At 72.2% G+C, this 18,428-nt stretch carries 16 protein-coding genes and 1 tRNA gene; 12 read left to right on the top strand and 5 right to left on the bottom strand.

Going from position 1 to position 18,428, the window contains the following annotated elements:
• The first annotated feature begins 60 nt into the window (after window positions 1-60).
• Window positions 61-243 (top strand): hypothetical protein, encoded by a 183-nt coding sequence (locus DEJ46_RS13090; protein WP_150266280.1) that lies wholly within the window; start codon window positions 61-63, stop codon window positions 241-243.
• A gap of 21 nt (window positions 244-264) precedes the next feature.
• On the opposite strand, the gene DEJ46_RS13085 is transcribed toward DEJ46_RS13090, so the two are convergent.
• Entirely contained in the window at window positions 265-1,626 is a 1,362-nt protein-coding gene (locus DEJ46_RS13085; RefSeq protein WP_150266278.1) for an ABC1 kinase family protein, read from the bottom strand.
• A gap of 41 nt (window positions 1,627-1,667) precedes the next feature.
• Window positions 1,668-2,918: a TOMM precursor leader peptide-binding protein gene (locus DEJ46_RS13080; protein WP_150266276.1), complete on the bottom strand. Its 1,251-nt coding sequence runs from the start codon at window positions 2,916-2,918 to the stop codon at window positions 1,668-1,670.
• A 214-nt stretch (window positions 2,919-3,132) separates the two neighbouring features.
• On the opposite strand from DEJ46_RS13080, the gene DEJ46_RS13075 reads away from it, so the two are divergent.
• The 4 genes from DEJ46_RS13075 to DEJ46_RS13060 all read left to right on the top strand — a co-directional run bounded on the left by DEJ46_RS13075 (window position 3,133) and on the right by DEJ46_RS13060 (window position 6,962).
• On the top strand, window positions 3,133-3,708 hold the full coding sequence (locus DEJ46_RS13075; protein ID WP_150266274.1) for a M48 family metallopeptidase: 576 nt from the start codon (window positions 3,133-3,135) through the stop codon (window positions 3,706-3,708).
• 131 nt (window positions 3,709-3,839) lie between these two features.
• Window positions 3,840-5,492 (top strand): TerD family protein, encoded by a 1,653-nt coding sequence (locus DEJ46_RS13070; protein ID WP_150266272.1) that lies wholly within the window; start codon window positions 3,840-3,842, stop codon window positions 5,490-5,492.
• Between the two features lie 14 nt (window positions 5,493-5,506).
• Window positions 5,507-6,187: an AIM24 family protein gene (locus DEJ46_RS13065; RefSeq protein ID WP_150266270.1), complete on the top strand. Its 681-nt coding sequence runs from the start codon at window positions 5,507-5,509 to the stop codon at window positions 6,185-6,187.
• A 19-nt stretch (window positions 6,188-6,206) separates the two neighbouring features.
• Entirely contained in the window at window positions 6,207-6,962 is a 756-nt protein-coding gene (locus DEJ46_RS13060; RefSeq protein WP_150266268.1) for an AIM24 family protein, read from the top strand.
• 54 nt (window positions 6,963-7,016) lie between these two features.
• On the opposite strand, the gene DEJ46_RS13055 is transcribed toward DEJ46_RS13060, so the two are convergent.
• Both DEJ46_RS13055 and DEJ46_RS13050 read right to left on the bottom strand, forming a co-directional pair.
• Window positions 7,017-7,541, bottom strand: a complete 525-nt coding sequence (locus tag DEJ46_RS13055; RefSeq protein WP_150266266.1) for an NUDIX hydrolase — start codon at window positions 7,539-7,541, stop codon at window positions 7,017-7,019.
• Entirely contained in the window at window positions 7,538-8,956 is a 1,419-nt protein-coding gene (locus DEJ46_RS13050; protein ID WP_150266264.1) for a zinc-dependent metalloprotease, read from the bottom strand. The genes DEJ46_RS13055 and DEJ46_RS13050 overlap by 4 nt, the downstream gene beginning before the upstream one ends.
• 214 nt (window positions 8,957-9,170) lie before the next feature.
• Here DEJ46_RS13050 and DEJ46_RS13045 point away from each other — a divergent pair, with 214 nt between their 5' ends.
• The 4 genes from DEJ46_RS13045 (at window position 9,171) to DEJ46_RS13030 (ending at window position 12,409) form a co-directional block, all read left to right on the top strand.
• Window positions 9,171-10,280, top strand: a complete 1,110-nt coding sequence (locus DEJ46_RS13045) for an SDR family oxidoreductase (RefSeq protein ID WP_150266262.1) — start codon at window positions 9,171-9,173, stop codon at window positions 10,278-10,280.
• A gap of 129 nt (window positions 10,281-10,409) precedes the next feature.
• Window positions 10,410-10,871: a molybdenum cofactor biosynthesis protein MoaE gene (locus tag DEJ46_RS13040; protein WP_150266260.1), complete on the top strand. Its 462-nt coding sequence runs from the start codon at window positions 10,410-10,412 to the stop codon at window positions 10,869-10,871.
• 149 nt (window positions 10,872-11,020) lie between these two features.
• Window positions 11,021-11,248 carry a hypothetical protein gene (locus tag DEJ46_RS39855; RefSeq protein WP_150266258.1) on the top strand — a complete coding sequence of 76 codons (228 nt, stop codon included), beginning with the start codon at window positions 11,021-11,023 and terminating at the stop codon, window positions 11,246-11,248.
• A 72-nt stretch (window positions 11,249-11,320) separates the two neighbouring features.
• Entirely contained in the window at window positions 11,321-12,409 is a 1,089-nt protein-coding gene (locus DEJ46_RS13030; RefSeq protein ID WP_150266257.1) for a PDZ domain-containing protein, read from the top strand.
• Between the two features lie 88 nt (window positions 12,410-12,497).
• Here the strand turns inward: DEJ46_RS13030 and DEJ46_RS13025 are convergent, their stop codons facing one another.
• Window positions 12,498-13,049 (bottom strand): PPA1309 family protein, encoded by a 552-nt coding sequence (locus tag DEJ46_RS13025; RefSeq protein ID WP_150266255.1) that lies wholly within the window; start codon window positions 13,047-13,049, stop codon window positions 12,498-12,500.
• Window positions 13,050-13,184: 135 nt separating this feature from the next.
• Between DEJ46_RS13025 and DEJ46_RS13020 the strand changes: the two genes are divergently transcribed.
• The 3 genes from DEJ46_RS13020 to DEJ46_RS13010 all read left to right on the top strand — a co-directional run bounded on the left by DEJ46_RS13020 (window position 13,185) and on the right by DEJ46_RS13010 (window position 18,383).
• Window positions 13,185-16,076 (top strand): UPF0182 family protein, encoded by a 2,892-nt coding sequence (locus DEJ46_RS13020; RefSeq protein WP_150274377.1) that lies wholly within the window; start codon window positions 13,185-13,187, stop codon window positions 16,074-16,076.
• A gap of 45 nt (window positions 16,077-16,121) precedes the next feature.
• Window positions 16,122-16,195, top strand: a tRNA-Met gene (locus DEJ46_RS13015).
• Window positions 16,196-16,397: 202 nt separating this feature from the next.
• Window positions 16,398-18,383 carry a tetratricopeptide repeat protein gene (locus DEJ46_RS13010; RefSeq protein ID WP_150266253.1) on the top strand — a complete coding sequence of 662 codons (1,986 nt, stop codon included), beginning with the start codon at window positions 16,398-16,400 and terminating at the stop codon, window positions 18,381-18,383.
• Window positions 18,384-18,428 lie beyond the last annotated feature (45 nt).

Genomic DNA, 18,428 nt, shown 5'->3' with positions numbered 1-18,428 from the left:
ACCGGCCCCCGCGGTGCGTTGCCCGCGCCGAGGCGCCTTCGCCGGGCTATCGTCACGAGGGTGAACGACGCCCGTATCCCCGAGGCGCCCCTCGCCTGCGCGCGCTGCGGCAAGACCACCGACACCCTCCCGCTGACCTGGACGTGTTCGGTGGAGAACGGCCGGCGCGAGTACTTCTGCGAGGACTGCGCCCGCGCCAACATCCGTGCGATCGAAGGCCGGCTCGACTCCGCCTGGTGGTGACCGGCCTTCAGACCGGCGCCCTCAGGACGCGGCCTCGTCGGTGTCCGGCGCGACGAAGCCGGGCAGCCACGCCTCCAGCTCGTCCCGGAGCCGTACCGTCGCGTTGAGCTGGCACAGCACCCCGATCGTGCTCAACGTCACGCGGTGTATCAACAGGTACGAGGGCGGCAGATTGAGCTGCTTGCCCAGCTGGTGCGCGGGGGAGCGCGGGTCGGCGATCCGGGCGGCCTGGGCGCGCAGCCAGCCACGGGTGAAGAGGTACGCCTCCGCCTCGGCCGGCTCGATGATCGGCAGCAGGTACTCGAGGACCGCGTCCGGGTCGAGGGCGACGGACTCCTTGACGAAGCCCTCCGCGCGAAGCAGGTCGTAGACGGTCTCGGCCTCACCGGCGAGCGTCATCCGCAGACAGACGCCGATCGTCTCCGGCAGCCCGCCCGGAAGCCGGTCGACGGTGCCGAAGTCGAGGACGCCGAGGCGCCAGCTCGCCGGGTCCTCGTCCCCCTCGGCGCCCGGCAGGAGCCGGAAGTTCCCCGGGTGCGGATCGGCGTGCAGCAGGCCCGTGCGCGCGGGACCGGAGAAGAGGAAGCGGGCCAGCAGCTGTCCCGCCCGGTCCCGCTGGTCCGCCGTGCCGTCCGCGATCACCTCCGAGAGCGGGATGCCGTCCATCCACTCGGTCACGAGGACCTGATCCGACTGGTGCACCACGGCGGGGACGACGACGTCGGGATCGTCCGCGAACACCTCCGCGTGCTCCCGCTGGGACGCCGCCTCCAGCGCGTAGTCGAGCTCCTCAGAGACCCGGTCCCGCATCTCGGTGATCAGCGGCTTGATGTCCATCCCCGGCACGAGCGGCCCGAGAAGCCGGGCGAACCGGCTCAGCTGCGCCAGGTCGGACAGCAGTGCCTCCCCGGCGCCCGGGTACTGCACCTTCACCGCGACCTCGCGCCCGTCGTGCCACACCGCCCGGTGCACCTGACCGATCGAGGCGGCCGCCGCCGGCTTGTCCTCGAACTCCAGGAACAACTCACGCCAGTTCTCGCCGAGCCGCTCGGCGAGGACCGCGTGGACCGTGGAGGTCGGCATCGGCGGCGCCGCGTCCTGAAGCTTCGTCAGCGCTGCCCTGTACGGTCCGGCGACCTCCTCGGGGAGGGCCGATTCGAAGACGGACAGCGCCTGACCCAGCTTCATGGCGCCGCCTTTCAGCTCGCCGAGCACCTTGAACAACTGCTCGGCCGTGCGCTGCTGGAGCTCGCGGGCGACCAGCTCGGCGGACTTGCCGCCGATCCGTTTGCCCAGGCCCCAGGTCGCCCGGCCGGCGAAGCCGAGCGGCAACGCGGCCAACTTGGCGGTCCGGGTGACCGCCTTCCGGGGAAGATCAGACATGCGCCCCTCCAATTCCCAGACTGCCGTGTCGCGCAGGGCTGTTACCCCGCCATTGTGTCCTGCGTCCTTCCGGCTGTTGAGGCGCGCTCCCCTTCTGCCCCGCGCGCCGCCCCGCACGGGCAGTCAGGGTGGGGCCTCAGCCGCTCCGCCCGCCACTCCAGCAGCGGCAGCGACACCTCCCAGCGGGCGCCCGTGCTCGCCGGGAGATCCCCGTCCAGAAAGGCCAGCGCGTGCGCGGTGGCGAGGCCAGCCACGGCCGTGGCCAGCGCCAGGTCGCAGGCGGGCAGCGGATGCGGAGCGCCCGACCGCCACTGGGCGAGGAGCCGGGGCCTGACGGGCTCCCGGTCCGTCAGCTCCTCCTGGAGGCAGCGGGCGCAGGCCGTCCCGCCCGGCAGGACGAGCGGCCCGACCGTCCCCGTCGCCTCCAGCACGCCCGCGTACAGGTGGGGTGTGCCGGTGGTGATCCACGGTCCGGCCGGGACGGGATCGGGGACGTACGCGCCGAGACCGTCGCGCGGTGTCACCACGACGAGTGACAACCCGGGCGAGCCCCGCCCGTCACCCTGCCCGGCCGCTCCGCCCGTCGCTCCGCCGCTCGGTCCGGCGCGGGTGCCGCCCCGTGCCCAGCGGCGGACCAGGCGGCGGGCCGCCGTCGCCCGGCGCTCGCCGACGGCCTCGGCCGCCAGCCCGCCCGGGGCGGTCTCCCAGGGTTCGACCCGGCCGGAGTCCAGCACCTCGACCGTGCCCACGCCCGCCGCGGACAGCAGGGCCGCCACCATCGCCCCCACCCGCCCCGCGCCCCGGACCTGGACGCGCAGGGCTCGCCGGGCGGCCAGTGCCCGCACCGCCCGGTCGGGCTCGCGGTGGACGACGGAGAGCGAGGCCAGGTCGGCACGGAGCGGATCGGGCGCCGTGTCCCGCGCCCCGGCACGCAAACCGGCACCCGAGCGGGAACCGCCACCCGCAACCGAACCGCCACCCGCAACCGAACCGGCACCCGCCCCAGGGGCCGCCCCGGCCTTCCCGGGCCGTCCGGCCGAGGCGTCCGCGAGGAGACCGGCCGCCGCCAACCGGCCGAGGAGCGCCTCCAGATGCCCGTCCGGCAGACCGAGCGCCCGCGCCTCGGCCCGCAGCAGCTCCGTCCCCCGGGTGCCGTCGAGCAGCGCGAGGAGCTCACCCGTCCCCGTGTCGACCGGGCTCAGCACCACCGCGTGCGCAGGGGTGATCCCGAACTGGACGCACCGCAGACTCCGCCAGGCGCGCCGCAGCGCCGGTTTCACCATCGGATGCATTTCCCCGCCCCCTCCCGCCCGTGACCGCATTCAAGATCGACAACGGCTCTTCCGTCGTCCTGAAGCGAGAATGCCCCGCCGTCGCGAACGCCGCCGAAAGTTGTCCACAGGCCGTGGCATTAGTCATTCAAATGGTGCGCGGTGGGGTCGGAACCTTCCCGAAACCCCTCCGGAGGGAGGACTTCCCCCACGGTCAGCGGGTAACGTCGGGGCCGTGCCCGCCGACCCACAGCGCAGCGTGACCAGCAAGCCGCCCCGCGGCTCGGGGACGAGTGCGGTCGAGGTCCGCAGAAGCGCGCGACGGAGCAGAACGGTCTCGGCCTACCGCGAGGGCGACCGGACCATCGTGCTCATCCCCGCCCGCATGTCGGAGGCGGAGGAGCAGCGCTGGGTCACCGTCATGCTGGACAAACTCGCCGCCCAGGAGAGCCGGAGCGTCCTCGGCGACCGCGAGCTCACCGAGCGGGCGCTGCGCCTGTCCGAGCAGTACTACGGCGGCCGGGCCCGCCCCGGCTCCGTCCGCTGGGTCACCAACCAGAACACCCGCTGGGGCTCCTGCACCCCCTCCGAGGGCAGCATCCGCCTCTCCCACCGGCTCCAGGGCATGCCCGAGTACGTCGTCGACTACGTCCTCCTGCACGAGCTGGCCCACCTCCTCGTCCCGGGCCACGGCCCCGGCTTCTGGCGGCTGCTGGAGGCGTACCCCCGCACCGAGCGGGCCCGCGGGTACCTGGAGGGCGTGGTCGCCGCCGACCGCCTCCCGCACCTCCCGGGTGCTCGCGAGGAGTGACGCCGCCGGTACCGGCAGCGCGCGTCTTTCCCGATTCCGTACCGAAAACGACCTGGCCTGTCTCAATGTCGCCGCCAGCCGTTAGCCTGGCGCGAGCATTCGCCATTCGGGATGGGGGACGGTCGTTACGCATGGCCAGGGAATTCCAACGCGGCCACAAGGCCAAGATCAGTGATCTGACCGCGGGAACCGATCTGTACGTGGGCGTGCAGATCGCGGCTCCCGGACTCACCTTCGACATCAGCTGCTTCGGACTCGACGCGGACGAGCGGCTCTCCGACGACCGCTACTTCGTCTTCTTCAACCAGCCGAAGTCGCCGGAGGAGTCCATCCAGCTGCTCGGGGCCCAGTCCGGTGACACCGAGTCGTTCCGCGTCACCCTCGACCGCATCCCCGCGAACATCCACAAGCTGTCGTTCACCGCGACGATCGACGGCGCCGGCCAGATGTCCCAGGTCGGCCCCGGCCACCTGCGGATCGTGGCGGGCGGCGAGGAGGTCGCCCGGTACTCCTTCACCGGCGCGGAGTTCTCCACCGAGCGCGCGGTGATGCTCGGCGACTTCTACCTCAAGGACGTCTGGCGGTTCGCCGCCGTCGGCCAGGGCTTCGACGGAGGCCTTGAGGCGCTCCTGCGGAACTTCGGCGGCGAGGTCGCCGAGGAGGAGCCCGCGGCGCCGCAGGCCCCGGCCCCGGCACCCGGCTTCGCCCCGCCGCAGCAGGCGGCGGCGCCCCCGGCCTTCGGCGCGCCCGCCCCGGCCGCGCCCCAGCCGCCCGCCCCGGCGCCCGCGTTCGGTGCCCCGCCGGCCCCGCCCGCGCCCGCCGCGCCCGCGCAGCCGGTCCACACGGCGCCGACGATGGTGGCGCCCATGGCGCCCGCCCAGGTCCCGCCGCCCGCGCCGGCCCCCGCTCCGTACGGACAGCCGCCGCAGCCCCCGCAGTACGGCCAGGTCCCGGGCCAGCCCCCGGGGCAGTACCCCGGCCAGGCCCCCGGACAGTTCCCCGGCGGCCCGGGCCAGCCGCCGCAGCAGCCTCCGTACGGACAGGCGGCCCCCGCCCCGTACGGGCAGCAGCCGCAGTTCGGGCAGCAGCCCGCGGGCGTCCCGCAGGGCGTCCCCGCCGCCGGCGCGGGGCTCGCCGCCGCGCTCGCGCCGTACAAGGAGACCGCCACCGGCGCCCGGTGGACCCCGCAGAACCAGCAGCTCATGCGGGTCGACCTGGCCATGGGCGGCGTCCCCGTCCTCGCCCGGCAGGGCTCCATGGTCATGTACCAGGGCAAGGTCGACTTCTCCCACAAGGGCGCGGGCTTCGCCGGCCGGATCGTCGGCAACGCCACCGGCCAGGAGATGCAGCTGATGCGGTGCACCGGCCGCGGCCAGGTGTTCCTCGCCGAGGAAGGCGCCCATCTCCACCCGATCGAGCTCCAGGGCGACGGCATCTGCGTCTCCGCGGAGAACGTCCTCGCGTTCGACGAGTCCCTCCAGTACGAGGTCCGCCGCATCGAGGGCCACGGCATCCCCGGCGGAGCCCTGTTCACCATGCAGTTCCAGGGCACCGGCACCGTCGTCGTGAAGACCCGCGGCATCCCCGTGGTCCTGCCGGTCACGCCGACCACCTTCGCCGACTGCAATGCCGTCGTCGCCTGGTCGTCCGCGTCCCAGGTCATCCTCTCCAGCCAGGTGCGGCTCCGCCGCAACGCCTACCCGGGCCACAGCGGAGAGACCGTGAACCTCCAGTTCCGGGGCGCCCCCGGCAACTTCATCGTCGTCCAGCCCTACGAGGTCTGAGGGAGCCCGAAGTCATGAACCAGCAACTCGCGGGCTACGCCCCGACCCCCGTCGCGGCCCGGATGGAGAACCACGGCCGGACCATGCTGAAGGTCGCCATGGCCTCCGGCCAGGACCTGTACGCCCGGACCGGCTCGATGGTCGCCTACGAGGGCTTCATCACCTACGAGCCCAACCCGCCCGCCGTCCGCCAGGTCGCCAAGGACTGGGCCACGGGCGAGGGCGCGCCGATCATGAAGGCCTCCGGCGACGGACTGCTCTACCTCGCCGACTACGGCGCCGACGTCGTCGTGATCAACCTCCAGAACGACTCCCTGTCCGTCAACGGCACCAACCTCCTCGCCTTCGACGCGCACCTCCAGTGGGGCGTCGAGCGGGTCAAGGGACTCGCCAAGTTCGCCGGCCAGGGCCTGTTCAACGTGGAGATCGCCGGCACCGGCTGGGTCGCGCTCACCTCGCGCGGCACGCCGATCGTCGTCGACTGCGGCCGTGGCGAGGACGAGACCTATGTCGACCCCGACGCGCTCGTCGCCTGGTCGCCGTCGCTCAAGGTCAAGGGCAAGCGCAGCTTCAAGGCCTCCTCCCTCATCGGGCGGGGCAGCGGCGAGGCCATGCAGATGGCCTTCTCCGGCCAGGGCATCGTCGTCGTACAACCGAGCGAGGACAGCACCGACCGCCTGCGGATCCGGGGCTGAGGGGGAGCGAGAACACACCATGCAGAGCCCGCTTTTCAACCACGCCGAACAGCAGAGCCAGGAGCGGTACGTCATCCAGAACCCGCAGCTCCTGCGGGTCAGCCTGACCGGGCAGGACGACATCCTCGCCCGCAAGGGCGCCATGGTCGCGTACCAGGGGCTCGTCGACTTCGACGGCGAGTACCAGACCCCGAACCAGCGCCGGGCCCGCGCCCGCACCGGCGAGGGTCTCGACCTCATGCGCTGCTCCGGACAGGGCACGGTCTACTTCGCCAACCTCGCGCAGAACGTGCACGTCGTGGAGGTCGACCAGGAAGGCCTGACCGTCGACAGCTCCTACGTCCTGGCCCTCGACTCGACCCTCCACACCGAGGTCATCGCCGTCGACAGCCAGTACGGCATCTCCGGCTCCGGCAAGTACCAGCTCAACATCTCCGGCCGCGGCAAGGTCGCCCTCATGACCTCCGGCCAGCCGCTGATGATGCAGGTCACGCCCGAGAAGTACGTCAACGTCGACGCGGACGCGATCGTCGCCTGGTCCACCGGGCTGCGCGTCCAGATGCAGGCCCAGACGACCAACTCCAGCGTCCGCCGCCGCCGCGGCGACACGGGCGAGGGCTGGGAGCTGAGCTTCCTCGGCCAGGGCTTCGCGCTCGTCCAGCCCAGCGAGGTCATGCCCCCGCAGCACGCGGCCATCGGCCAGGGCATCGCCGCCCAGTTCGGCGCCGGCCAGCAGGGCGCCCACGCGCAGAACCAGAACAACGCCTGGAACTGAGCACGGCACACACGTTAGGGGCGGCCTCCCATGGAGGCCGCCCCTTACGCGTACTCAGGCGAGCCGCGACAGCGTGCCCTTCAGCAGCTCGACCACCGACGTGTCCGCCACGCCCGCCACGTCCTCGTACGCGAACCAGCGCAGGTCCAGCGACTCCTCGCTGATCTCCGCCTCCGCGCCGGCCGGGGCCAGCGCCGCGTACTGCACGTCCAGGTGCCAGTGGCACGGCGCCGGGATCGGATGCCGGTCGAGCCGCACGGGACCGCCCGGCAGCAGGGTCAGCCCCGCGATCCCGGACTCCTCCGTCGCCTCCCGCAGCGCCGCGGCCTCGACCGTCGCGTCGCCCTCCTCGCAGTGGCCGCCCATCTGCAGCCACATGCCCAGCTTCTTGTGCAGCGTCAGCAGCACCCGCTCCCGCGCAGGGTCGATCACCAGCGCGCTGGACGTCAGATGCCCGGCCCCGCAGGGCTTGTACATGCCGTCCGGGTGCTCCGCGAGATGGCCCAGATAGACATCACGCAGCTCCGGCTGGTCCTCGTACCCGCTCAGCACGAGGACCGCGTCGTCGTACAGGCTCACTTCTTGTCGTCGCCCTCGTCCTCGGTGCGGCCCTGCGCCGCCTCGCCCAGCATCTTGTCCAGCTCCGAGAAGTCGAGGTGCTCCCGGTGGACGAAGCCGTCCGGGTCGTCCAGGTCCGTCGCCGTCGGCAGCATGTCCGGGTGCTCCCACAGACCGTCCCGGCCGTCGACCCCGCGCGCGTCCGTGAGGGAGGCCCACAGGCGCGCCGCGTCCCGCAGGCGCCGCGGGCGCAGCTCGAGACCGATCAGCGTCGCGAAGGTCTGCTCGGCCGGACCGCCCGAGGCCCGGCGCCGGCGCAGCGTCTCGCGCAGCGCGTCGGCCGAGGTCAGCCGCGACTTCGCGGCCTCGTGGACCACCGCGTCCACCCAGCCCTCGACCAGCGCGAGCGCCGTCTCGAGCCGGGCCAGGGCCGCCTTCTGCTCCGGGGTGTCCTGCGGCTGGAACATGCCCTGCTGGAGGGCCTCCTGCAGCTGCTCCGGGTGCGTCGGGTCGAGCTGGCCGACCGCCTCCTCCAGCTTCGAGGTGTCGACCTTGATCCCGCGCGCGTACCCCTCGACCGCGCCGAACAGATGCGCCCGCAGCCACGGCACGTGTGCGAAGAGCCGCTGGTGGGCCGCCTCACGCAGGGCCAGGTAGAGCCGCACCTCGTCCGAGGGCACGCCCAGGTCCTTGCCGAAGGCCTCGATGTTCAGCGGGAGCAGCGCCGCCCGCCCGGCCGGGCCGAGCGGCAGACCGACATCGGTCGAGCCGACGACCTCACCGGCGAGCGCGCCGACGGCCTGCCCGATCTGCTGGCCGAACATGGCGCCGCCCATGGAGCGCATCATGCCGATCAGCGGGCCGGCCATGGCCTGCATCTCCTCCGGCAGGACGTCGCCCATCGCCGCGCCGACCCGCTCGGCGACCGGGTCCACGAGCTGCTGCCACGCCGGCAGCGTCGCCTCGACCCACTCCGCGCGGCTCCACGCCACGGCCGTGCTCGCGCCCGAGGGCAGCGAGGTCACGCCGTCCAGCCACAGGTCGGCGAGGCGCACGGCCTCCTCCACCGCGGACTTGTCCGCGGGGCCCACGCTGGCGTCCTTGGTGCCGTCGGACGTGCCCTGGGCGACCACCTGGCGGGCGATCTGCTTGGCCATGTCCCAGTTCACGGGACCGCCCTCGTAGCTCAGCATCTGCCCGAGCTGCTGGAAGGCCGCGCCCAGATCGTTGGGGTTCAGCGAGCCGAACATCGCAGCGAAGGGGTTGTCCGCACCGCCCTGACCGCCCATGCCGGGCAGCCCGCCGAAACCGAACGGGTTCGCCCCGAACGGGTTGCCGGACCCCTGGCCACCTCCGGCAGGGTCCTTCTTCTTGCCCTCGTCGCCGTTCTCCGGCTCCTCCGGCGGAAGGCCGAATCCGAATGGGGTGTCACTCACAGGTTTCCTCGGCTCGTAGGGCCGCCGGCCTCCTGCCGACGGCGACTGCCCGACCAGGGCCTGTCCAGACAGGCCCCGCACACCACCAGCGTAGACATCCGGGCCGGAAATGGGCTCGGTGCTCCGCCGGGCCGTGCCCTGCGGCAGGATGGACGCCACCTGGTCCGTACGCGTCATGCGTGTACGTACTGAAGACAACCGCTGGAGACGCCCGGTGAGTTCCCCAGATCCTCAGGTTCGCGCAGCGCGAAACCACTCAACCCGGTCCGCCGCGCGCGGACCCGTCGTCGCGGTCACCGGTGCCGCTTCCGGCGTAGGCGACCTGCTGACCAGGCGCCTCGCCGAGTCCGACGAGATCAAGCAGGTCGTCGCGATCGACGAGCGCCGGGGCGAGGTCGCCGAGGCGAAGTGGCACATCCTCGACGTGCGCGATCCGGCCATCGCCGAGAAACTGCGCGGCGCGGACGTCGTCGTGCACCTCGCCGTCGATCTCGACCTGGAGACCGACCCCGCCGCCCGAACGGCCTACAACGTGCGCGGCACGCAGACCGTCCTGACCGCCGCCGCGGCGGCCGGCGTGCACCGCGTGGTGCTCTGCACCTCCGCGATGGTCTACGGCGCCCTGCCCGACAACGACATCCCGCTCTCCGAGGACGCCGAGCTCAGGGCGACGGCCGAGGCCACCGGCGTCGGCGACATGCTGGAGATCGAGCGCCTGGGCCGCCGGGCTCCCCGAGCGCACCCCGGCCTCAACGTCACCGTCGTCCGCCCGGCCGTCCTCGTCGGCGGTACGGACACGGCGCTGACCCGCTACTTCGAGTCGCCCCGGCTGCTCGTCGTCGCCGGCTCCCGGCCCACCTGGCAGTTCTGCCATGTCGACGACCTGGTGAGCGCGCTGGAGTACGCGGCCCTGGAGAAGGTCGACGGAGAGTTCGCGGTCGGCTGCGAGGGCTGGCTGGAGCAGGAGGAGGTCGAGGAGCTCTCAGGGATCCGCCGCATGGAGCTCCCCTCCGCCGTCGCCCTCGGGGCGGCGGCCCGCCTCCACCGGATCGGGCTCACCCCGTCCCCGGCGGGTGACCTCGCCTACACCATGCACCCCTGGGTGGTCAGCGTCGGACGGCTGCACGACGCCGGCTGGCGGCCGAAGTGGACGAACGAGGAGGTCCTCACCGCGCTCCTTGAGGAGGTCGAGGGCCGCCACACGGTCGCCGGCCGCCGCCTGGGCCGCAAGGACGCGACGGCGGCGGGCGCGGCCGGCGCGACGGTGGCGCTGCTCGGCACGGCGGCACTCGTCCGGCAGATGCGGAAGCGGCGCGGGATCTGACCCCCGCCGGGGCCGGCCCCGGCGGGCGGTCCGTGGAACCCGGTCTGTAGAACCCTCCTACGGAGGGTTCCGACCACCGGTCGAAACCGCAATTCCGGGATGTCGGCGGCGTACGGCACCATGGAGCGCATGGCACGCACCCACGACCACCCGGGCGAGCAGGCCGCCGCCGACCCGATCAAGCTCCTCGCGATCCGGGAGACCACGCTCTCCGTGGACGAGGTCTTCCAGGCCGTCGGCGACGACGCCTCCGGAGGCACGACGCTCTTCGTCGGCACCGTGCGCAACCACGACGGAGGCGCGGACGTCGACGCCCTCGGCTACTCCTGCCACCCCACCGCCGAGGCGGAGATGCGCCGCGTCGCCGAGAAGGTCGTCGCCGACTACCCCGTCCGCGCGCTGGCCGCGGTCCACCGCGTCGGCGACCTCCGGATCGGCGACATCGCGGTCGTCGTCGCCGTCTCCTGCCCCCACCGCGGCGAGGCCTTCGAGGCCTGCCGCAAGCTGATCGACGACCTCAAGCACGAGGTGCCGATCTGGAAGCACCAGACCTTCTCCGACGGCACCGAGGAGTGGGTCGGGGCCTGCTGAGGCCCGGCAGGGAGCGGTCGCGGCCCGCAAGGCGACGCGCCGACAGCGCGTAGCCGAACGCCCGATTTGCGTAACCGGCCCCCAGGCAGCAGCGTTGATGCCACAGATGAACAGTCTGCTGATCAACTCACTGGGGATGGGAGGCCGGGATGGCAGCGCTGGCCTGGTTGCTGATTCCGCTTTTCGCAGTCGTCGGCGCGGCGATATGGGGAAGCTGGGCTTCGAGGAACAAGACGATAGGTGACGTGGCCGAGCTCGCGGGCTACGCACGATTCCGGGACGCGATGGAGCGGTCCCACACCACGACCGCCGGCTCCGTCGTCCAGGAGCGCGAGACGGCCACGACGGTGGCTCCCGTGTCCACACCGTCCAGCTGACGCGGCCCGCCGGCCGCCCCGTACGGACCGCCCCACGGGTGCGCGCACAGGCGAGTCCCGTACTGTCGTTCCATGCCACGCCGCACCGCGACGATGCTCGCCTCCACCCTGGTGTTGATCTGTCTGCTCATCGCAGGCGTCCTGATCCCGGTGCCGTACGCGGAGATGAGCCCCGGTCCCACGGTCAACACCCTGGGAGAGGCCAGGGGAGAGCCCGTCCTCTCGATCTCCGGACGCAAGACCTACCCGACCGACGGCCACCTCAACATGACGACGGTCCGTGTCACCAGCGCGGACTACAAGATGAACGCCGTCGAGGCCGTCTACGGCTGGCTCGCCCATGACAACGTGGTGGTGCCGCACGACACGCTCTACCCGGACGGAAAGACCGAGGAGCAGTCGAGCCAGGAGAACGCCGAGGAGTTCAGCCAGTCCCAGGAGAGCGCCAAGGTGGCGGCCCTCGGGGAGCTGGGCATCCCGGTCACCAGCCGCGTCATCGTCGCCACCGTCGTCAAGGACTCCCCGGCGGAGGGCAAGCTGCACGCCGGTGACGTCATCAGGGCCGTCGACGGTGTGAAGGTCACCGAGCCCGGCGATGTCGCCGAGCAGGTCACCAAGCGCAAGCCCGGCCAGGACGTCGAGTTCACGGTCGTCCCCGCCAAGGAGGCCGCCGAGGCCGAGAAGGCCCGCAAGGAGCCCACCGTCACCCGGAAGGTGGTCATCAGGACCGCCACCTCGAAGGAGGGCGACCGGGCCGTCGTCGGCATCCAGGCCGGAACCGACCACGTCTTCCCGTTCACCATCGACATCAACCTCGCCGACGTCGGCGGCCCCAGCGCCGGCCTGATGTTCGCCCTCGGCATCGTCGACAAGCTCACCCCCGAGAGCCTCACCGACGGCAAGTTCATCGCCGGCACGGGCACCATCGACGACAAGGGCAAGGTCGGCCCCATCGGCGGCATCGACATGAAGCTCGTCGGCGCGCGCAAGGCGGGCGCGGAGTACTTCCTCACCCCCGCCGACAACTGCGCGTCCGCCGTCTCCGACACGCCCGACGGTCTGACCCTGATCAAGGTGGACACCATCGACGACGCCACCAAGTCGCTGGAGAAGCTCCGCAAGGGCGACACGGCGAACCTGCCGCGCTGCACCACGGGCTGACCCGGCCACCACGGACGAGGGGCGCCCGGTCGGCCGACCGGGCGCCCCCTCTTCGTACCGCCGCCGTGGACCGGTGCGGCTCCCGGGGCTACGACTCGAAGGTCGCCGACAGCGCCTCGGCGAGCCCCGGCACCAGGTCGGGGCCGGTCAGGACCTCGGTCGTCGAGTCCTTCTCGCGCAGCCGGATCGCCGCCTCACGGGCGCCGCCGCGCAGCACCGCCACGGTCATCCGGACCTCCTGGCGGTCCGGGTGCGCGGCGACCCACTTGGCGAGCTGCTTCTCGCTCAGCCCCTGCGGCACCTGGGACTCCGCCGACGGCGGCAGCATCAGCCGCTCCACGGTCAGGGCGCAGCCCGCCACGGAGGAGGGCCAGGCGATCGTGCCGAGGAACTCGTCGAGCGGCTTCCCGCGCGGCAGCTTGTCCTGCTCGATGGGAGTGAAGGCGGTGGCGTCGTCGCCCAGGCCGAGCTGGGAGGCGAGCGCGGGCTCCTTGGCGCGGAGCCGTGCGGTGTCGACGAGGGCGAACAGACGGGCCGGCTGGTCCCAGCCGAGACCCGACGCGTACTCGTCGATCTCGAGTACTGCGCGGGTGAGGGGGCTCGCGGCCATCGCCGGGCCTGAGGGGGAAACGTTGGACATGACCAATATCCTGCCTCGTCTTGCCCCGAAGACGGGAACTAGGTAAAGCCTCAGTAAGTTGCACCATTGGGCTCTACGATCGCGGGGCCTGCTTTCAGACGCATCAACATCGAGGGGCGCACGTTGGCTTTCCAGATGCCGGACCGCGGCGGCAGCCCGTCCGGACCGAGGGTGAGAGTCGGCCGGCCGTCCCGGCGGGCCCGCACCCTGCTCATGACACTCGGGGTGCTGGCCGTCCTGGCCATGGCGTTCGTGATGTTCGCCGGGTTCTGGACGGACTGGCTCTGGTACCGATCCGTCAAGTACTCGTCCGTGTTCACGACCACTCTGTGGACCAAGATCGGCCTCTTCGCCGTCTTCGGTCTCCTCATGGGGCTCGCCGTCGGCCTCAACATCTGGCTGGCGTACCGGCTGCGTCCGCCGCTCAGCGCGATGTCGCTGGAGCAGCAGAGCCTCGACCGGTACCGGATGGGGGTCGCGCCCTTCAAGAAGTGGGTGCTGCTCGCGGTGACGGTCCTGGTGGGGCTGATCGCCGGCGCCTCCGCCTCCGGCCAGTGGCGCACCTGGCTCATGTGGGTCAACGGCGTGAAGTTCGGCCAGAAGGACCCGCAGTTCGGTCTCGACGTGGCGTTCTACGCCTTCGACCTGCCCTGGTACCGCTTCCTCCTGGCCTTCGGCTTCGCCGCCGCCGTCCTGTCGCTGATCGCCGCAGCGCTCACGCACTACCTGTACGGCGGACTGCGGATCACCAGCCCGGGCGCCCGCGCGACCGCCGCCGCCACGGGGCACCTCTCGGTGCTGCTCGGCGTCTTCGTCTCGCTCAAGGCCATCGCGTACTGGCTCGACCGGTACGGCCTGGCGGTGAAGTCCAGCGACTTCAAGGCCACCGGCAACTGGACGGGCCTGCGGTACGTCGACGCCAACGCGTACCTGCCGGCGAAGACCATCCTGTTCTGCATCGCCGCGATCTGCGCCGTGCTGTTCTTCGCGACGCTCTGGCGCCGCACCTGGCAGCTGCCGGTGATCGGCTTCGGTCTGATGGTGCTCTCGGCGGTCCTGATCGGCGGCCTGTACCCGGCCATCGTGCAGAAGTTCCAGGTCCAGCCGAACGAGCAGGCCAAGGAAGCGCCGTACATCCAGAAGAACATCGACGCGACCCGCAAGGCGTACGCGATCGACTCGACGAAGCCCGAGAACTACTCGGGCAAGTCGACGGTCAAGGCCAAGGACCAGCTCCGCACGGACGCCGACTCGGCGGCCAGCTACCGCGTCCTCGACCCGAACATCGTCTCGCCGACGTTCCAGCAGCTGGAGCAGAAGCGGAAGTACTACCAGTTCCCGACGACCCTGGACGTGGACCGCTACAAGGGCAAGGACACGGTCATCGGCCTGCGGGAGCTCAACATCAAGGGCATCCCGAAGCGGAACTGGATCAACGACCACTTCACCTACACCCACGGCTACGGCGCGATCATGGCCATGGGCACGCAGACGGACGCCAACGGCTCCCCGGTCTTCACCGAGTCCGGGCTGCCGACGACCGGTGACGTCGGCACGTACCAGCAGCGGATCTACTACGGCGAGAAGACCGACCAGTACTCGATCGTGGGCGGCCCGCAGAAGGAGCTGGACTACGAGGAGAACGGCGAGAAGACCACCAGCTACAAGGAGAAGAGCGGCGTAAGCCTCTCCGGCGCGTTCAACCGTGCCGCCTACGCGGTGGCCTTCAGCGAGCCGCAGATCCTCTACTCGGGGGCCATCGGCGAGGGCTCGCGGATCCTCTACAACCGCACCCCCAAGGAGCGCGTCGAGGCCGTCGCGCCCTGGCTGACCATCGACGGCGACGCCTACCCGGCGGTCGTCGACGGGCGGATCCAGTGGATCGTCGACGCCTACACGACGACCAACGGCTACCCGTACGCCTCGCGGACCACGCTCGGCGACACCACGGCCGACTCCCTGACCGTCGGCAACCAGCAGCGCACGGTCGTCGCCCAGCAGAACCAGGTCAACTACATCCGCAACTCGGTGAAGGCCACCGTCGACGCCTACGACGGCACGGTGAACCTCTACCAGTGGGACACGCAGGACCCGGTCCTCAAGACCTGGATGAAGGCCTTCCCGGGCACGGTCAAGGCGAAGTCCGCGATCGACGGCGACCTGATGGAGCACCTGCGCTACCCGCAGGACATGTTCAAGGTCCAGCGCGAGCTGCTGACCCGCTACCACGTCACCGACCCCGCGCAGTTCTACAGCGGCTCGGACGCCTGGCAGGTGCCGGACGACCCGACCAACAAGGACGGCAACGCGGTCCCGCCGTACTACCTGAGCATGAAGATGCCCGGGGACACGGCGCAGCGCTTCTCGCTGACGACGACGTTCACGCCGAACGGGCGGCCCAACCTGGGCGGCTTCATGGCGGTCGACGCCGACGCCACGAGCAAGGAGTACGGCCGGCTGAGACTGCTGCGGGTCACCGAGGACGTGCCGGGCCCGGCCCAGGTGCAGAGCAAGCTCAACGGTCTCCCGGACGTCGCCCAGTTCGTCCGGGACATGAAGGGCGCCGACTCCGACATCCAGTACGGCAACCTGCTGACCGTGCCGCTCGACGGCGGGTTCCTGTACGTGGAGCCGGTGTACGCCCAGGGACGGAACGCCCTGTACCCGCTCCTGAAGAAGGTCGCGGTGTCCTATGTGGACGCGGACCAGCCGGACGGTGACACGACCAAGGACACCACCGTGTTCGAGGACAACCTCACCAACGCGCTGAACGCGGTCTTCGGGGTGGACGCACCGACCCCGCCGACGACCCCGCCGCCGGGCACCACGCCCCCGCCGCCGACGTCCAACGACGCCGCGCTGAAGGCGGCCATCGCCGACGCCCAGAAGGCGTACGACGCGGGCGAGGCGGCGCTGCAGAAGGGCGACTGGACGGCGTACGGCAAGGCGCAGGAGGACCTCCAGGATGCCCTCCAGCGCGCGGCGGACGCCGGAGCGAAGCTCAAGAGCACGGGTACAGGCGGCTGACCTGAGGTTTTCCGTCCCCGCGTCGTGATACTGTGGTTTCACCGACGCGGGGTGGAGCAGCTCGGTAGCTCGCTGGGCTCATAACCCAGAGGTCGCAGGTTCAAATCCTGTCCCCGCTACTCAGAACGAGGGCCCGGATCCATAAGGATCCGGGCCTTCGTCGTGTGTCGACGTGACGGAGGGCACCGAAGGGCGGTACGGAGGGGGCGAGTTGGTGTGAGGCGTGTTTGACTTGTCTCTCTGTGGGCATGTCGACAAAACGCTGAGTGACCTCACTGGCTGCGGTATACCAGGTGTGCTCGGGTTGCGGGTGGTGCGACGATGGTATTTATGGGGGACAGGGCAACTCTGTTGGAGACAGGGCGGTTTGTGCAGCGGCACGCCAGAAACGCCGCGGACGAGATCATCGAGGCAGTGGGGGCCGTCGATGCGGCCGTCGACACCACCGCCGAGACCGACACCGACACCGAGAACGAGACGGAAACCGAGAGCGAGGCGCGTCACCGGCGCGCGGCCGAGCGCGGAGACCTCGCCTCGGTGAGCGCGCTCGGCGCGCTGCTGCTGCGCCGTGGTGACCTCGACGGCGCCGAGCCCTTCCTGCGCGGCGCCACCGCCGAGGGGGACCGGGCCGCCGCGAACAACCTGGGCGTCCTGCTCCACCAGCGGGGATACGCCGACGAGGCCGCCGGCTGGTGGCGGGTCGCCGCCGTCGCCGGCTCCGCGCCCGCCGCCCACGCCCTCGGCCGCCACCACCGCGAGCGCGGGGACGAGCCGGCCGCCGAGTACTGGCTGCGCCAGGCCGCCGAGCAGGGCCACGCCCTCGGCGCCTACGCCCTCGCCGACCTCCTGGAGCACCGCAGCGACGTCGGCGCCGAGCGCTGGCTGCGCGCCGCCGCCGAGCAGGGCCACCGCGAGGCCGCCTACCGCCTGGCCCTGGCCCTGGAGCGCCGCGTCACCGAACCGGCCCGCGGCCCGCACGAGGGCGGGCGCGGACCCCACGACACCGGCTCCCGGCTCCGCGTGCCCGCCGGCCCGGGCGCGGCCCCTCCGGCCGGCGCGGCACCCGGCGGTGTCGCCGACCCCGCCCCGCCGAAGAGCGAGCTCACCGAGGCCGAGCAGTGGTTCCGGCAGGCCGCCGCCCGCGGGCACCGGCGCGCCGCCCTGCACCTCGGCGCGATCCTGGAGAAGCGCGGCGACCTCAAGGAGGCCGGCCGCTGGTACCTCAGCTCCGCCAAGGAGGGTGAGGCCAAGGCCGCCTGCGCCCTCGGCTTCCTCCTCCGTGACGCGGGCGACCAGGAGAGCGCCGCCGTGTGGTGGCTGCGCGCCGCCCAGGACGGCGACGGCAACGCCGCCAACGCCCTCGGGGCGCTGCACGCGGCCCGGGGCGAGCAGCAGACCGCCGAGCGCTGGTACCGCGCCGCCATGGACGCGGGCGACGTGAACGGGGCGTACAACCTCGGGCTGCTCTGTGCCGCCCAGGACCGGATCCCGCAGGCCGAGCAGTGGTACCGCCGCGCCGCCTACGCGGGCCACCGCGAGGCCGCCAACGCGCTCGCCGTGCTGCTCCTCCAGGCCGGCGACGCGAACGGCGCCGAGCCGTGGTTCTCCAAGGCGGCCGAGGCCGGCAGTGTGGACGCCGCCTTCAACCTGGGCATTCTCCACGCGGGCCGCGACGACGACCGTACGGCCCTCGTCTGGTACGAGCGGGCCGCCGCCGCCGGGCACACCGAGGCCGCCCTCCAGGTCGGCATCGCCGCCCTGCGCGACGGCGACGAGCGGACCGCCGAGCGGCACCTGCGGTGCGCGGCCGGCGGCGGCAGCGCCGAGGCCGCCTTCCGGCTGGCCACGGTCCTCGACGCGCGCCGCCCCGAGCCCGGCCCCGCCGTGCTCGGTGCGCCCCGGGAGGAGAAGACCGAGTGCGAGGAGTGGTACGAGCGGGCCGCCCAGCAGGGGCACCGGCGTGCGCAGGTGCGCGTCGGGATGCTCGCGGCGGGCCGCGGCGACCTCGCCGAGGCCGACCGCTGGTACCGCGAGGCGGCCGAGGCGGGCAGCCGCAACGGCGCCTTCAACCTCGGGCTGCTCCTCGCCCGCGAGGGCAGCGAGCGCGAGGCCGCCCTCTGGTGGACCCGGGCCGCCCGGGCCGGCCACGGCCGCGCCGCGCTCCGGCTCGCGCTGCTCGCGGCGCGCCGGGGCGAGCTCACCGAGGGGCGGCACTGGTGCGCCCGTGCGGTGGAGCTGGGACCGGCGGAGGTCGCCGAGCGCGCGGCCCGGCTGAGCGAGGCGCTGCACCAGGAGCTCACCGCGTAGGGCCCGCTTAACGGATTTGCGCTGGTCGAGGGGCGTCCCGTAGAG

Origin of the sequence: Streptomyces venezuelae (assembly GCF_008642375.1) — a bacterium.
GTDB classification, from domain to species: domain Bacteria; phylum Actinomycetota; class Actinomycetes; order Streptomycetales; family Streptomycetaceae; genus Streptomyces; species Streptomyces venezuelae_G.
The sequence above is the reverse complement of the archived record's forward strand: the minus strand, read 5'-3'. Positions and strand labels throughout refer to the sequence as shown.